This is a genomic window from Staphylococcus condimenti (assembly GCF_001618885.1).
GTDB lineage: Bacteria > Bacillota > Bacilli > Staphylococcales > Staphylococcaceae > Staphylococcus > Staphylococcus condimenti.
Genome location: NZ_CP015114.1, coordinates 614,540 through 631,483, shown reverse-complemented (window position 1 = coordinate 631,483; position 16,944 = coordinate 614,540). Strand labels below are relative to the sequence as shown.

Here is a 16,944-nt window from a genome sequence, read left to right as displayed (position 1 = left end):
AATAAGGAGAAAGAGTAAAGCATGGTTTATTTAAAATCAATCAATGCGTTCGGTTTTAAATCATTTGCAGAACAAACTGAGGTTAATTTCGACCAAGGTGTCACTGCAATTGTCGGCCCGAACGGCAGCGGAAAAAGTAATATTACCGATGCGATTAAATGGGTGCTTGGTGAACAATCAGCCAAATCGTTACGCGGTTCTAAAATGGAAGACATTATTTTTTCTGGTGCAGAACATCGTAAGGCACAAAATTATGCTGAAGTACGTTTGAAGTTAGATAATCATGCACATCAATTGAATATTGATGAAGATGAAATTATCGTCACGCGCCGATTATATCGAAGCGGTGAAAGTGCGTACTATTTGAACAATGATCGAGCACGTTTAAAAGACATCCTTGAACTTTTTTTAGATTCTGGTCTAGGAAAAGAAGCTTTCAGTATTATTTCTCAAGGGCGAGTTGATGAAATTTTAAATGCGAAACCTGCTGACAGACGTCAAATTATTGAAGAATCAGCAGGCGTTTTAAAGTATAAAAAACGAAAAGCAGCTTCTGTACAAAAATTAGATCAGACTGAAGAAAACCTCACACGTGTTGAAGACATTCTTTATGATTTAGAAGGCCGTGTAGAGCCGTTGAGAGAAGAAGCTGCTATCGCAAAAGAATATCAACATCTTTCTCAAGAAATGAAAAAGAGTGACGTACTGGTTACAGTGCATGATATCAATGATTATCAAGAAGCAATACGAAATGCGGATGAGCAGCTGAATGTATTAAAAAGCAAACAAGCTCAAAAAGAAGCAGATAAGACTTCTTATTCCAAAACATTGAGCAAATATAAAGCCGAACTGAACCAAAAAAATGATGACATCGAGCGATTGAATTATGAATTAGTACAGACAACAGAAGCAGCTGAAAAATTAGCAGGTCAATTAAACGTTTTAGAAGAGCGTAAGAAAAATCAATCTCAAACGAATGCGCGTTATGAAGAAGAACAATCTGCTTTGGAAGCGCAAGTTGAAGAAATTGAAGCAGAACGTCAAAAAATGGAAACTGCACAAAATGACTTAATGCATAAACAAAAAGCATTAACAAGTGAAATTAAAGCGTTAGAAGATAAGTTATATATCAGTGATGCTGATCATGATGAAGAATTGGAAGAAATTAAAAACCAATACTATGACATTATGTCTGAACAATCTGAGGTTAATAATGATATTCGATTCTTAGAAAGAACGATAGAGGAAAATGAAGCCAAACAATCTAGGTTAGATAGTCGTTTGTTAGAAGCGTTTAATCAATTAAAAACGATTCAATCAAAAATTACAGAAATTGAAAAGAAGCAACAAGCGCGTCAGCAAAACTTGAAAAGTATAGAAGCAGAACTCCAAACATGTGAAGCAAAACTGACGGAAGCTAAAAATAAGCAAAGTGAAGATGAAGAAAAACTTTATCAAGCTTATCGTTATAATGATCAGTTAAAAGCGAAAATTGAAAGTTTATCGAGCCGAGAAGAAGATTATACTTACTTCTTTAATGGTGTCAAACATGTCTTGAAAGCCAAAGATAAAGAATTGCATGGCATTCATGGAGCGGTTGCTGAAGTCATTGATGTGCCGTCTGATTTGACGACTGCAATAGAGACAGCGTTAGGTGCTTCATTGCAACATGTTATTGTGGAAAGTGAAAAAGATGGAAGACAAGCCATTCAATATTTAAAACAAAACCATTTAGGCAGAGCGACATTCTTACCTTTGAATGTAATCCAAGCGAGACATCTGAACCATGATATTCAAACTACTGCTGAACAAGCAGAGGGTTATATCGGAATCGGTGCAGAACTAGTAAAATCAAAATCGCAATACAGTAATGTTGTAGCTAATTTATTAGGTAATACAATTATTGTCGATGATTTGAAACATGCGAATGAACTGGCACGCGCGATTCGCTATCGTACACGTATTGTGACTCTAGAAGGTGATATCGTAAATCCGGGTGGTTCAATGACTGGCGGAGGTCAGCGGCAAACTAAAAGCATTCTCGCACAACGCGATGAACTTGCACAGTTACGCAAGCAATTAAAACACTTTCAACAACAAACTGCGCAGTTTGAACAAAATGTGCAGCAAGTGAAAGAAGCAGCCAATCAATATAGCGAAGATTATTTAGAAATCAGTCAGCGTTACAATGTTGAAAAACAAAGTGTACATGATTTATCTTTAGAATTGGATCGATTAAAGACAAGCGAATCTCATATTAAGAGTGAACATGAAGAGTTTGAATTCGAAAAAAATGATGGTTACCAAAGTGAAAAAAGTCGTCAAACTTTAAAAGATAAAGAAGTCCAAAAGCAAGCATTAGCAGATAAATTAGCTGAATTAGAAAAGCAGATTGAAACACTGACACAACTTTCTAAAGAAGGGAAAGAAAGCTCTGCACAATTACAACAGCAATTACATCAAAAAAAATCTGATTTGGCAGTGTTAAAAGAGCGTACGAAAACAGGACGCGAACAACTTGCGAGGTTGGATAAACAGCTTGAACAAAATCAAATACAACGAGAAAAATTAGCAGAAGATATTAAATTATTCAATTCAGATGAAGTGACGGGCCAAAAAGCATTTGAAACAATTCAAGCTGATATTGAAGTGAAAAAAGAAGAAAAAGAAGCACTCAGTCAACGTTTAGGGTCATTGAAAAAGCAACGTCAAGAAATTAACGAAGAGATAGAAGAGTACGACGCATTGCTCCAAGAAGCACATCGCGATATTCTTTCTATCGAAAATAGTTATCAAGATATAAAAGCAGAACAATCTAAATTAGATGTCTTGATTGATCATGCTATGGATCATTTAAATGAAGATTATCACTTAACATTTGAAGCAGCACGCGAATTATATGAACAAGATGAGTCGATTGATGCTTTGCGTAAAAAAGTGAAATTAACAAAAATGTCGATTGAAGAATTAGGTCCTGTCAACTTGAATGCGATTCAGCAATTTGAAGAAGTTAATGAACGTTATACATTCTTAGATGAACAACGTACTGACTTGCGCGAAGCAAAAGCGACTTTAGAACAAATCATTAAGGAAATGGATGAAGCGGTGATTGATCGTTTTAAAACAACTTTCCATGCTGTACAAGGCTATTTTACAGAAGTATTCAAATCGCTTTTTGGCGGCGGACAAGCAGAATTGCGTTTAACTGATGATGATTATCTGACAGCTGGTGTAGATATTATTGTACAGCCGCCAGGTAAGAAGCTGCAGCACCTTTCATTATTAAGCGGCGGTGAGCGTGCATTAAGTGCAATTGCATTATTATTTGCATTATTAAAAGTACGTTCAGCACCATTTGTTATACTAGATGAAGTAGAAGCAGCACTAGATGAAGCTAATGTGATTCGTTATGCAAATTATTTGAAGCAATTATCTGAGAAGACACAATTTATTGTGATTACACACAGAAAAGGAACGATGGAAGCGGCTGACCGATTATATGGTATTACCATGCAAGAATCAGGTGTTTCAAAACTTGTGAGTGTGAACTTAAATACGATAGATGAAGTATTGAAGGAGGAAAAAGAATGAGCTTTTTTAAACGATTAAAGGACAAATTCTCTGGAAAATCATCCGATGAAGAAAAAGAACTTAAAGATTTAGACCAAGATGAAAATCAAGATTCCGAATCCTCAAAAGAAGATTCAAAACCTGAGCCTAAATCTACATTGCCAGAAGCCCACCCTAAAGAAGAGAAAAAAGAAGAACCGAAAGATGATTTTGATTTTGATGACGGTTTGATTTCGATTGAAGAATTTGAAGAAATTGAATCTCAAAAACTAGGTGCGAAATTCAAACAAGGTTTAGAAAAATCTCGTGAAAATTTCCAAGAACAATTGAATAACCTGATTGCACGTTATCGTACAGTTGATGAAGATTTCTTTGAAGCTTTGGAAGAAATGCTGATTACAGCGGACGTAGGTTTCAATACAGTAATGGAACTAGTAGATGAATTACGCACAGAAGCACAACGCCGCAATATTAAAGAAACTTCTGATCTGAAAGAAGTCATTGTTGAAAAAATTGTTGAAATCTATGAACAAGATGATGATCACTCTGAAGTGATGAACCTTGAAGATGGCCGTTTAAATGTCATTTTAATGGTAGGCGTAAATGGTGTCGGCAAAACAACAACAATCGGTAAATTAGCACACCGTTATAAAGCAGAAGGTAAAAAAGTAATGCTTGCTGCTGGAGATACTTTCCGTGCAGGCGCTATTAATCAATTGAAAGTTTGGGGCGAACGTGTGGGTGTTGATGTTGTCAGCCAAAGCGAAGGTTCAGACCCTGCAGCTGTTATGTATGATGCGATTAATGCAGCTAAAAATAAAGATGTAGATATTTTAATTTGCGATACTGCTGGACGTTTGCAAAACAAAGCAAATTTAATGAATGAGTTAGAAAAAATGAAACGCGTTATCGGACGAGCAGTACCCGATGCGCCGCACGAAGTATTGCTTTGCTTAGATGCCACAACTGGACAAAACGCTTTATCTCAAGCGCGCAGTTTTAAAGAGGTTACTAATGTGACTGGTATTGTCTTAACTAAATTAGATGGAACTGCTAAAGGTGGTATCGTCTTAGCGATTAGAAATGAATTGCATATTCCAGTGAAATACGTTGGTCTTGGTGAAAAACTCGACGACTTGCAACCATTCAACCCAGAAAGCTATGTTTACGGCTTATTTGCTGACATGATTGAAGAAACTGTCGATGAATACAAAGAAGAACATGGTGAACCAGTTGAACGTGCAGAAGACGGCGAGGCATCATCTCATGAGCAAAAATGATTTAGTTAAAACGTTACGCATGAATTATTTGTTTGATTTTTATCAATCATTGTTAACGAAAAAACAACGTAACTATTTAGAACTATTCTATCTGCAAGATTACTCATTGAGTGAAATCGCTGATACATTTGATGTGAGTCGACAAGCAGTATATGATAACATAAGAAGAACTGGTGATTTAGTAGAAGATTATGAAACTAAATTAGAGCTGTATTCAAAATTTGAGCAGCGCCGTGAAATTTATAATCAAATGAAAGCATCTATTGAAGACCCGGATGCGTTGAAACGATATATTGAAGAACTAGAAGAATTAGAATAATAAGGAGGTCACTTGGTATGGCATTTGAAGGATTGTCCGATCGTTTACAAGCGACCATGCAAAAAATCCGAGGTAAAGGTAAAGTGACTGAAGCGGATATTAAAGCAATGATGCGTGAAGTGCGTCTTGCATTGTTAGAAGCCGACGTTAACTTTAAGGTCGTAAAATCATTTATCAAAACGGTTTCTGAACGTGCTTTAGGTTCAGATGTAATGCAATCTTTGACACCTGGCCAACAGGTTATCAAAATTGTCCAAGATGAATTAACACAATTAATGGGTGGCGAAAATTCCACTATTAATATGGCAAATAAACCACCTACAGTTGTCATGATGGTTGGTTTGCAAGGTGCAGGTAAAACAACGACTGCAGGTAAACTCGCACTTTTAATGAGAAAAAAATATAATAAAAAACCATTGCTTGTTGCAGCTGATATCTATCGTCCAGCCGCAATCGACCAATTGGAAACAGTGGGTAAACAATTGAATCTTCCTGTTTATAGTGAAGGTGACCAAGTTAAGCCGCAACAAATTGTAGAAAATGCATTGAAATATGCAAAAGAAGAACATTTAGACTTCGTTATCATTGATACCGCTGGTCGTCTGCATATTGACGAAGCATTGATGAGTGAATTAACTGAGGTTAAAGAAATTTCAAAACCTAACGAAATCATGTTGGTTGTCGATGCTATGACAGGTCAAGATGCAGTAAATGTAGCACAATCATTTGATGATCAATTAGATGTAACAGGTGTAACACTAACTAAACTTGATGGTGATACACGTGGTGGTGCTGCATTATCTATCCGCTCTGTAACTGAAAAACCTATCAAATTTGTAGGTATGAGTGAAAAAATGGATGGATTAGAAGTGTTCCATCCAGAACGTATGGCTTCTCGTATCTTAGGCATGGGTGATGTACTCAGCTTAATTGAAAAAGCACAACAAGATGTCGATGAATCTAAAGCTAAAGATTTAGAGAAAAAAATGCGTACATCTTCACTTACATTAGATGATTTCTTAGAACAATTGGACCAAGTGAAAAACTTAGGACCATTGGATGAAATTATGAAGATGATTCCTGGTATGAACAAAATGAAAGGAATGGATAAGCTGAATATGAGCGATAAACAAATCGATCATATCAAAGCAATTATCCAATCAATGACTTTAGCTGAACGTAATAATCCAGATATTCTAAATGTATCTCGTAAAAAGCGTATTGCTAAAGGTTCTGGACGTTCATTACAAGAAGTGAATCGTTTAATGAAACAATTTAATGATATGAAGAAAATGATGAAACAATTCTCTGGCGGCGGTAAAGGCAAAAAAGGCAAACGCAGTCAGATGGAAAATATGTTAAAAGGTATGAATTTACCGTTTTAATATTGGAAAGTCAGAGTATGAAGCTCTGGCTTTTTTAATTGTCAGTATAAATATCAGAAAATTCTGTATTTTTAAAGGGGTTTATGACATAATAAAAGAAAGTCAAATAAAAACTTGCTTAATTTGTACCAGAAAACTAATGATATTGAGCAGGAAAATTCTTAAGAATTTATTTTAAATCAGTGTATTATTCCATTTTACATATTGTGACTTATTAATAATATGCATGCTATTCCCATTTTGCGTAAGTATTGGTAAAACAACTAGAATTAATCATCATGAAGGAGCTAAACAAAATGAAAAAACATTAATTGCCGTTATAATGACAGTCGTATGTGTAGCAATCATCTTTATTTTTGTTAGGAATGAATTTGTTGATAGATTTAATCCTTTTTTAGAAACGGAACATGCGTATGCAAAGGTGGAAAAAGGGACTCAATATTATGAAAATGTAACAGCTTACGATAAATCTGGTGAGAAGCTATCCTATAAATTAACATTCAATGGTTTTGATCCAGAACGAGAATATGTAGATATCATACACAAAGGTAAGTATGTGAGTGAAATCCACTATATAAAATCACTGCCAAAAGATATAAATTGATTTTACGTTTAGAATATATATAGAATTGCAGTGTAAAATCGCTGGAAAATTAAGATGTTGATAAGTTTTGACGTTAATTTCAATTTAAATAAATACACTAATGAAAATATAAATAGAGTAAAATCAGAGGAAATACTTCAGAATTGAATGAATTTTAAATGGTAAAGAAAAAACTCTTTACAAACTTCCGGCTAACTGTTATTATTATTCCTTGTAGAAAAGAAAACAAAGATTTAAAGGAGAGAATTAAACATGGCAGTTAAAATTCGTTTAACACGTTTAGGTTCAAAAAGAAATCCATTCTACCGTATCGTAGTAGCAGACGCACGTTCACCACGTGATGGTCGTATTATCGAACAAATCGGTACTTACAATCCAGTAGATAACTCTGGTGAAAACAAAGTAACAATCGACGAAGAATTAGCACTTAAATGGTTGAAAGACGGTGCGAAACCAACTGATACAGTTCACAATATCTTATCAAGAGAAGGTATTTTGAAAACTTTCGAAGAACAACGTCATTCTAAGTAATAATTTGCTTAAGATATATAACCCTGAGACAATATAGTTGTTTCAGGGTTTGTTATTAGGCATTAAAGTTTTTATTCAATCAGAGACCGTAATGGAGGCAGAAAAATATGAAAGTTGAAGTCGGTAAAATTGTGAATACGCATGGTATTAAAGGTGAAGTGCGTGTAAAATCTAATTCTGATTTTACAGATGTACGTTTTCAACCTGGTGAGAACTTAACAGTTAAGCATGATGGTAAAGAAACTGAATTAACAGTTGCTTCTTATCGTATGCACAAAGGATTTCATATGCTGACATTTGAAGGTATCCATAATATCAATGATATCGAACACTTTAAAGGTGATGTGTTGACACAAGAACGTGATCATGCGGACATCGAGTTAGATGAACACGAATTTTATTATTCAGATATTATCGGCTGTACTGTCTTCGAAGGTGATACACCTATCGGCCGTGTAAAGGAAATATTTGAAACTGGTGCGAATGATGTATGGGTTGTTCAAGGAGACAAAGAATATATGATTCCATATATTGCAGATGTTGTTAAAGAGGTTGATGTTGAAGGACGACGCATTCAAATTACACCATTGGAAGGAATGTTAGATTAAAATGAAAATTGATTATTTAACACTATTTCCAGAAATGTTTGATGGTGTTTTGAATCATTCTATTTTAAAGCGGGCTCAAGATAAAGAAATTATTCAAGTCAACACAGTTAACTTCCGGGATTATTCAATTAACAAGCATAATCAAGTAGATGATTATCCTTTTGGCGGAGGTCAAGGAATGGTTTTAAAACCAGAACCAGTCTTTAATGCGATGAAAGATCTTGAAACAAGCGAAGACACACGCGTTATTTTGATGTGTCCTCAAGGGAAGCCGTTTTCACAAGAGATTGCACAGGATTTAAGTACTGCAGAGCATATTGTATTTATTTGCGGTCATTATGAAGGTTATGATGAACGTATTAGAGAACATTTGGTAACAGATGAAATATCGATTGGTGATTATGTTTTAACAGGCGGAGAATTACCAGCGATGACAATGACAGATGCGATTGTTCGTTTGATTCCAGGTGTACTCGGTAATGAACAATCTCACCAAGATGATTCTTTTTCTGATGGCTTATTAGAGTTTCCGCAATATACGAGACCACGAGAATTTGAAGGTATGAATGTTCCTGATGTACTATTATCAGGAAATCATGCAAAGATTGATGCATGGCGACATGAGCAGAAATTGATCCGCACTTTTGTAAAAAGACCGGACTTGTTAGCGAAATATCCGTTAACTTCAGAAGATGAAAAAATACTAGAAAACTACAAAAAGCAATTGAAAACAAAATAGCAGTATGCTAATATAGTTGAAGTGTGCTAAGCACGAAAATCACTATGATCCGCTGCTATTTTGTTGTCAAGGCAAGAACATAGGTTAGAGGAGAGAATAAATAATGAGTAATCACAAATTAATCGAAGCAATAACTAAATCACAATTACGCACAGACTTACCTACATTCCGTCCAGGTGACACTGTACGTGTACACGTACGTATCGTTGAAGGTACTCGTGAACGTATCCAAGTATTTGAAGGTGTTGTAATTAAACGCCACGGTGGCGGAATTTCAGAAACTTTCACTGTACGTAAGATTTCTTCAGGTGTTGGTGTGGAACGTACATTCCCATTACACACTCCTAAAATTGAAAAAATCGAAGTTAAACGTCGCGGTAAAGTTAGACGTGCTAAACTTTACTACTTACGTAACTTACGTGGTAAAGCTGCTAGAATTAAAGAAATTCGTTAATTTTAGACAAATAGACATGCGAGAAGAGCAGGCTGTCCCAATGATGGGGCAGTCTTTTTTTATTTCGAAAATAGCTAGGCATGAAAGATAAAGCAGATACGAGTATCAAAAACAAAGCAGCGATCTAAAAGATTAATCTATAGTAACAATAGCTCAATTTTTCTATAAGTAGTGTTCTAGTAGTGAAAACTTAACTTCACATTCCTTAATGGTACTGATACCCATTCATGGATCCCAAAAGCATGAGTTGCAAATATGAATAGTTTTAAAAGCTACAATTTTGTATCTCAAACATATTTCAGGTGCATATTACATATAAAAATAGGTAACAATTTTCAGTAATTTATATAAAATGATTAAATGTATATAAGAGATGTATCATATACAATTTCGCTAGGTAATATTATAATATTAATAGATATCAAAATTACCTATCTTGGGGGACATCGAATGAAAAAGCTGGATTTTTTACCTAATTTAAAGAACAAGTATTCTATAAGAAAATTTACTGTCGGAACAGCTTCAATTTTATTAGGAACACTTTTGTTCTTAGGTCAGAATGATGCTCAAGCAGCAGAAGAAACAAGTGAGAAAGCAGTAGCTGAAGTTGCAAATGATTCAACAAAAGCACAAACTTTGCCACAACCCGAAAATGAAACTACACAAGAAACGCCGCCTCAATTAACAAAGGAAAATGAAAATAGCACACTTGAAAATAACATAAATGATGTTAAATCAGAAAATGGTTTGGAATTAAACAAAGAAATTACAGAAACGTCAACACCTACCACTTCTACTAAACAAGAAAATAAAAATGCATTTGTATCAACTGAAAAACAAAAAGAATCAAATGTAAAACCAAATAGTGAGCAACAAAATGGAATCGATACAAACCAACAACCTACAGCAGATACAGTTGAATCTGAAACCAATAATCCACATGTATTAGGAACAGAAAGTAACTCGAAGCTTTATGAAGGTATAGATAATTCTGCAGAAATTTTATCTACTGAACAAAAGGTAGAAAAAGTTAAAACAGAATTAAGTGATCAACTTAAAAGTTCAGAAATTGATCAAGCGTTGGCTGTCATTGATACAGATGGATTAACGAGTGAAGAAATTAAAACTGAAGTAGTTAAATTATTACTTAATCGTGAAACTGCTGAAAAAGATTTATATAAACCTCAAGCAACTTTACCCAGAAAAGAAGACGAAAGTCCTAAATTTGCAGTTCGTGCAGTACCAACTGATAAAAGTGAATTAGAAAAAGCAATAACTGATGGACAAAGCATTACAAACTTAGATCCAAATAAGCAAATAGATCAAAACTTAATTGATGCATTAGCAGAAGCAAAAAATGTAGATAATGATTTGAATGCGGGTCAACAAGCAGCTGATGATAGTAAGAATAAATTGAACACAGCTATTCAAGAAAAATTAAGACAAGATGTTGTGGAAGAATTAATTGCAGTTGCAGAGAGAGGTTCAAAATTAGAAAAAGCAGAATACTATACTCCAAAAACTGCACAAAACCTTAAAGATATAGTGGATAAATATAATACATTAGTTGTATCTTCAACATCTAATGACCCAGTAGAACGTGCGAAATACAGTGTTCAAGAAATTAAAGAAGCGGTAAAAGAAATCAATGATGGAATCAATCAATTAGAACGTAAACCTGATAAAACAGAACTTGAAGAAGCACTTGATAAAGCAGTTATGTTTGATAACTTAGATAAAAACGATCCTGAAGATAAAGCGGTTGATAATGCATTGAAAGCAGGTCAAGATGTAGAGGGCGATTTAAATGCTACAACTGCAGAAGTAGAAAAAGCAGCTAAAGATTTAAATGATGCACTTGATGCAAAAGCCAAACAAGATGCACTAGATGCTGCTGCCAAGGATAAACAAGCAGCACTTGATGAGTTGAATAAAGCGGTTGATACAGCACAAAATATAGAACAAGCTGAATTCACTCCAGAATCTGTTAAACCATTAGAAACAGCAAAAGAAGCTGGGAAGCAACTAGCAGCAGATAATGCTGCTACACCAGAACAATTAAAAGCTGCCACAAAACTTATCCAGGATGCAATTAATCAACTTGCGCCTGATAAATCAGAATTAACGAAGCAAATTGAAGCAGCAAAGGCTTTAGAACCATTGAATGATTCAGCTACAGATCAAATACTGAAAAATACACTAGACGCTGCAATTGCTGTTCAGAATGACCCTGATGCAAAACCGCAAGCAATTAAAGAAGCAACATGGAATCTTGAAGATGAAATCAATAATAAAATTGCAGCTGATGCTATTGAAGCTTTGAGAGCAGCTGTAAATAAAGCAAATGCTGCAGATGAGCCAGCATATACTCCTGATAGTTTTGCACCTTTAAAAGTAGCAGCTGTTGAAGGACAAAGTATTTTAGATGATCCATCATCTGCAAGTGTGCCAGAAACAATTGCAAAAACAAAGGAAATTAATCAATTCATTGATGGATTAAAAGAAAAAGCAGATAAAACAGAACTTGAAAAAGCACTTGATACTGCAGTAGGATTAGATAATCTAGATATAAATGATCCTGAAGACAAAGCGGTAGATGATGCATTGAAAGCAGGACAAGAAGTAGAGGGCGATTTGAACGCTACACCTGAACAAGTGAAACAAGTTACTGATGATTTAAACAATGCACTCAATGCTAAGAAAGAACAAGATACGAAAGATGCTGAAGCAAAAGCCAAACAAGACGCATTAGATGAATTGAATAAAGCACTTGAAGCCGCTAATACAGTCAATAAAACAGATTACACACCAAATACAGTAACGCCTTTAGATGATGCGGTAAAAGCAGGAGAAACAGCCAAAGCAGATGCAAATAAAACACCGGAAGAGTTGAAACAGGCAGCCAAAGCAATCAATGATGCTAAAGATGCATTAAAAGAAAAAGCAAATAAAGTTGCGCTTGACCAAGCTATTAAAACAGCTGAAGCCTTAAATAATTTAGAACCCGCAGATACAGAAGATAAGGCAGTACAAAATGCGTTAGATAAAGCCAAAGAAGTGCTGGCTGATCCGAATTCAGAGCAGAATACAGTAGATGAAGCTAAGAACACATTAAACGATGCGCTCAATGCTAAGAAAGAACAAGATGCCAAAGATGCTGCTAATAAAGAGAAGCAAGCTGCATTAGATGAATTAGAAAAAGCGCTTGAGGCAGCTAAAGCAGTCAATAAAACGGATTACACACCAAATACAGTAACGCCTTTAGATGATGCGGTGAAAGCAGGAGAAACAGCAAAAGCAGACATAAATAAAACGCCGGAAGAGTTGAAGCAGGCAGCCAAAGCTATCAATGATGCTAAGGATGCATTAAAAGCAAAAGCAGATAAAACAGAACTTGAAAAAGCGCTTGATACTGCTGTAGGATTCGATAACTTAGATTTAAATGACCCTGAAGACAAAGCAGTAGATGATGCATTGAAAGCAGGACAAGAAATAGAAGGTGATTTGAATGCCACGCCTGAACAAGTGAAAAAAGCTGCTGAAAGTTTGAATAAAGCACTTGATGCTAAAGCAAAACAAGACGCAAAAGATGATGCAGATAAAGAAAAACAAGATGCTTTAAATGAATTGAATGCAGAATTAGAAAAAGCAAATGCTGTCAATAAAGAAAATTACACGCCTAATAGTGTGGAAACACTAGCAGATGCAGTTCAAGATGGTCAAGCCATCGTAGATGCACCGAATGACAAAACTGCAGATGAAATCAAAAAAACAACGCAACTAGTTAAAGATGCGCAAAATGCATTGCAAACAAAAGCAGATAAAACAAAATTAAATGAAGCAATTATAAAAGCAGAAGATAAAGGCGTTCAAGAAGCATTAGATGAAGCGAAGAAAGTACAAGCTGACCCGAATGCGGATCAAAATACAGTAGATGCAGCAAAAGATGCATTAAATAATGTAGTTAATGTTAAACAAGAACAAGACGCAAAAGATGCTGAAGCAAAGCAAGATGCATTAGACGAATTGAATAAAGCACTTGAAACAGCAAAAACAGTCAATAAAGCAGATTACACACCAAATACGGTAACTTCTTTAGATAACGCTGTGAAAGCAGGAGAAACAGCAAAAGCAGACATAAATAAAACACCATTAGAGTTGAAGCAGGCAGCCAAAGCAATCAATGATGCCAAAGATGCATTGCAAACAAAAGCAGATAAAACAGAACTTGAAAAAGCGCTTGATGTTGCTGTAGCATTCGATAATCTAGATATGAATGATCCTGAAGACAAAGCAGTAGATGATGCATTAAAAGCAGGACAAGAAGTTGAAGGTGATTTAAATGCCACACCTGAACAAGTGAAAAAAGCTGCTGATGATTTAAATAAAGCACTCAATCTAAAAGCAGAACAAGACGCCAAAGAAGCTGCAGAGAAAGTGAAACAAGAAAATAAAGTTGATAAAACAGAATTAGATAAATCAATCGAAAAAGCGGAAAATATCAACTACTATGATCCAGGAGATAAAGAAGACGCGACAGTATTGGATGCATTATCAAATGCTAAAGAAGTAGAAGCAGCTGCTGATGCTTTGCAAATAGATGTTGATAAAGCGAAATCTGAATTAGATAAAGCACTTAATGCTAAAGCAGAACAAGACGCCAAAGAAGCTGCAGAGAAAGCAAAACAAGAAAATAAAGTTGATAAAACAGAATTAGATAAATCAATCGAAAAAGCGGAAAATATCAATTACTATGATCCGGGAGATAAAGAAGATGCGGCAGTGTTGGATGCATTGTCAAATGCTATTGAAACAGCAGCAGATCCGAATATATCCCAAACTAAAGTGAATGAAGCAGTGGCAGCATTAAATAGTGCGATTGCTACTAAAAATGCACAAGATGTTAAAGATGCACTTGAAGCAGCAAAAGTGAAAGAAGAAGAGTTAGATACAGGTAAAACTAAAGAAGAATTTGTTAATGAGGAAATCGTCCAACCAAACAATGAGTATCCAATAGTTGATGAGGACAGAGTCGACCAAACAATTGTTGATAAACCAACAACTAAGCCAGTAGAAGAGATACAAACAACTACTGAAGATTCAAAAGATAAATTAGCAGAATTGCAAAAAGCAATTGATAAAGTGAAGATAATTCCAACTTCTGAATACACACAACAATCTGTTGAATCATTAGAAAAAGCTGTGAAAAATGGTGAATTACTTGTTAAAAATTCAGATGAGTTAACGATTGAAGAAATTCAAAATGCACTTCAAATAATCGAAGATGCAATTAATAGCTTAGAAGTGAAAGAAACAACTGCTGTTCCGACTGTTGAAAATGATGCAGAATCGAAATTAACATCAAATGTTGAAAACTCTGATAGCAATTCAACAGTTAAATCTAATGTGAAACAAAATCAAACATTAACAAAAGAAGCAAATCATAAAGCAAAAAATAATAAAGAAAAAGTATTACCTGAAACAGGCGAAAACTTAACACCTATAAATCCAATATACGCTTCATTAATGATTGCTGTCGGTGGATTAATGATGTTCTACAGAAAAAGAAAAAATGAAGATAAAGACAGTACTGAAAAATAATTAAATACCTGCAAATAAAAGAGCCGCGTCGATTGACGTGGCTCTATTTTTCGGGGTTTCAGAACAATAATGTCCCATCTCTTTGTATTTTAAATTGAATTTAGTAACAGTTTATTTTTTAAAAGAATCTATCTCTATGATTTTTGTAGGCTTCTCAGGATTTGGATTTGTTTGTCGCATGTGCTCATATTCTGAAATAGTATGTCCTCTCAGAGTCCATAATCGTAAATTGCGATAAAGATTTAAAGCATGCTTATTAAGGTTTTGAAGTGAAGTATTTTTAAACAAGCCTTGAATTTTCCAATCTTTAATGGTGTCTTGTATATCATTTTCAAAAGGTAATGTTTTTATACATGGAATAATCAATTCTTCAATAATTAGTAATTTTATGAGAGGTGTTGGGTTTTTCTCCAATTCATGAGGGATATGAAGGTGTTTTTTTAAAAAGTTGATACTGTCTTGAATTTCCAATTGATTAATATACGAAGATTTTGAATTATAAACAATCAGTTCATTTAATGATTCAGGCAGATAATATGGAACATCATGGTAAATTTCACTTAACATAGAATATGCATCTTGTAAGATGGGTTTAACAAAATAGCCTTCATCTAATGTTTCATACTCAATATCTTTAAAGAAAAATTTGATTTCTTTCTTAATTTCAAAGATTGATTTTGTTTCATCAAAATATTTATTATGCAATAATTTCACAATTTTTAAAGGAACAAATCCATACAACTGAAGTAAAGCATCATAAAATTGAAACTTTTGATCCTCACTATCATCCTTACAATTAAATAAATCATAATATAAATGATCATTACATAATGCCTCTATTAATTTATCTTCATCACTTTCTCTCAATTCATCACAAATCAAAGCTTTTAGAAGCTTGGTTTCTTCTTCAGCAGACATAAATTCCGCTGAATAATTGTGGATTGAACTTTCTAATATAGTTGCTGGATTGATGCTTTTTGAATTGAAATAATTTTTGAGGTGTAGAAAGGCATCTTTTGGGAGGTATAAAATTTCGTACATTGAATTTTTGAAAATCATAAATGTTGCGAGAGATTGATTCTCTTCTGTAGCACCTAAATAGCTGTTTCTATCTTCAAGTACCATAAGACAAAATAAAATTTTGATAGATGGAATCATTTCAAAAAGTTTCTCAAGTATATAAAAATCTTTTAAAAATTCGTGTGCAATAAGTCGGCAGTTTTCTTTCCTGCTTATTTGTTTAGAGGTTTCAATTTTCAATATTTTTGTAATAAAAAATAGCTCTTTGTCACTAAAATTATGATTTAAACAATCGGCTAAAGTGACAGTTTCATATTTTCTGCGATGTGTTTCAGCTAATGCATAATAACCAATGTTTTTATAAATATTGTTATTTAAATCAGGAATTCTTTGAAATTTATCATTCAAGATAAAATGATTATAGTTATTTAAAAAATAAGGAGAGATGAAATAACGATTCTTACCAAGAGGAATGAAATAGTCAGTTTCATGTAAATGAGTAAGTTGTTGGAATAGAGGTCGTTCAATAAGTACAAAAGGAAGGTTTGTTAATAGAGTTTGTTCAATAATCCTTTTTTCGTGTTCATTTAATAGTCCGATGAATTGTTGAAATAATTCTTTAAAAGATAAGTTTTCAGATATATGCAATGACTTCTTGTGGTCTAGTTGCTTTATTAAATTAAGTAAATCTGATTTTGATTTAAAATGATTTGATTTGTTCAAAAAAATACCTCGTTTCTAGTTGTCTTAACGATATGTTCATGTGAAAAGGTAATTGATATGGAAGTTGATAAGTGATGGTATTACTATCTGATTGAAATGGTTTTAAGTAG

Annotated in this window: 11 protein-coding genes; 10 read left to right on the top strand and 1 reads right to left on the bottom strand. The window is 34.1% G+C overall.

The genetic code is table 11. The features are described from left to right. Nucleotides 1-21 precede the first annotated feature (21 nt). From smc to A4G25_RS03055, 10 genes are all read left to right on the top strand, one after another. On the top strand, nucleotides 22-3,591 hold the full coding sequence (smc, locus tag A4G25_RS03100; protein ID WP_047131267.1) for a chromosome segregation protein SMC: 3,570 nt from the start codon (nucleotides 22-24) through the stop codon (nucleotides 3,589-3,591). Next, on the top strand, nucleotides 3,588-4,850 hold the full coding sequence (ftsY, locus tag A4G25_RS03095; protein ID WP_047131266.1) for a signal recognition particle-docking protein FtsY: 1,263 nt from the start codon (nucleotides 3,588-3,590) through the stop codon (nucleotides 4,848-4,850). The genes smc and ftsY overlap by 4 nt, the downstream gene beginning before the upstream one ends. Next, nucleotides 4,837-5,169 carry a putative DNA-binding protein gene (locus A4G25_RS03090; RefSeq protein ID WP_047131265.1) on the top strand — a complete coding sequence of 111 codons (333 nt, stop codon included), beginning with the start codon at nucleotides 4,837-4,839 and terminating at the stop codon, nucleotides 5,167-5,169. Before ftsY ends, A4G25_RS03090 begins: the two co-directional genes overlap by 14 nt. Before the next feature lie 17 nt (nucleotides 5,170-5,186). After that, nucleotides 5,187-6,554 carry a signal recognition particle protein gene (ffh, locus tag A4G25_RS03085; RefSeq protein WP_047131264.1) on the top strand — a complete coding sequence of 456 codons (1,368 nt, stop codon included), beginning with the start codon at nucleotides 5,187-5,189 and terminating at the stop codon, nucleotides 6,552-6,554. Between the two features lie 322 nt (nucleotides 6,555-6,876). After that, nucleotides 6,877-7,158: a YxeA family protein gene (locus A4G25_RS03080; RefSeq protein WP_047131263.1), complete on the top strand. Its 282-nt coding sequence runs from the start codon at nucleotides 6,877-6,879 to the stop codon at nucleotides 7,156-7,158. A gap of 252 nt (nucleotides 7,159-7,410) precedes the next feature. Beyond that, nucleotides 7,411-7,689, top strand: coding sequence for a 30S ribosomal protein S16 (gene rpsP, locus A4G25_RS03075; RefSeq protein WP_047131262.1), 279 nt, complete (start codon nucleotides 7,411-7,413; stop codon nucleotides 7,687-7,689). A gap of 107 nt (nucleotides 7,690-7,796) precedes the next feature. Then, on the top strand, nucleotides 7,797-8,297 hold the full coding sequence (gene rimM / locus A4G25_RS03070; RefSeq protein ID WP_047131261.1) for a ribosome maturation factor RimM: 501 nt from the start codon (nucleotides 7,797-7,799) through the stop codon (nucleotides 8,295-8,297). A 1-nt stretch (nucleotide 8,298) separates the two neighbouring features. Next, nucleotides 8,299-9,036 carry a tRNA (guanosine(37)-N1)-methyltransferase TrmD gene (gene trmD / locus A4G25_RS03065; protein WP_047131260.1) on the top strand — a complete coding sequence of 246 codons (738 nt, stop codon included), beginning with the start codon at nucleotides 8,299-8,301 and terminating at the stop codon, nucleotides 9,034-9,036. 103 nt (nucleotides 9,037-9,139) lie between these two features. After that, the gene (rplS, locus tag A4G25_RS03060) at nucleotides 9,140-9,490 is read left to right on the top strand and encodes a 50S ribosomal protein L19 (RefSeq protein WP_047131259.1); all 351 of its coding nucleotides are present in this window, start codon (nucleotides 9,140-9,142) and stop codon (nucleotides 9,488-9,490) included. A 450-nt stretch (nucleotides 9,491-9,940) separates the two neighbouring features. After that, nucleotides 9,941-15,091: a YSIRK-type signal peptide-containing protein gene (locus A4G25_RS03055; protein ID WP_047131258.1), complete on the top strand. Its 5,151-nt coding sequence runs from the start codon at nucleotides 9,941-9,943 to the stop codon at nucleotides 15,089-15,091. Nucleotides 15,092-15,202: 111 nt separating this feature from the next. Here A4G25_RS03055 and A4G25_RS03050 read toward each other — a convergent pair whose 3' ends face one another. Then, nucleotides 15,203-16,834, bottom strand: coding sequence for a hypothetical protein (locus A4G25_RS03050; RefSeq protein ID WP_047131257.1), 1,632 nt, complete (start codon nucleotides 16,832-16,834; stop codon nucleotides 15,203-15,205). Nucleotides 16,835-16,944: the final 110 nt, after the last annotated feature.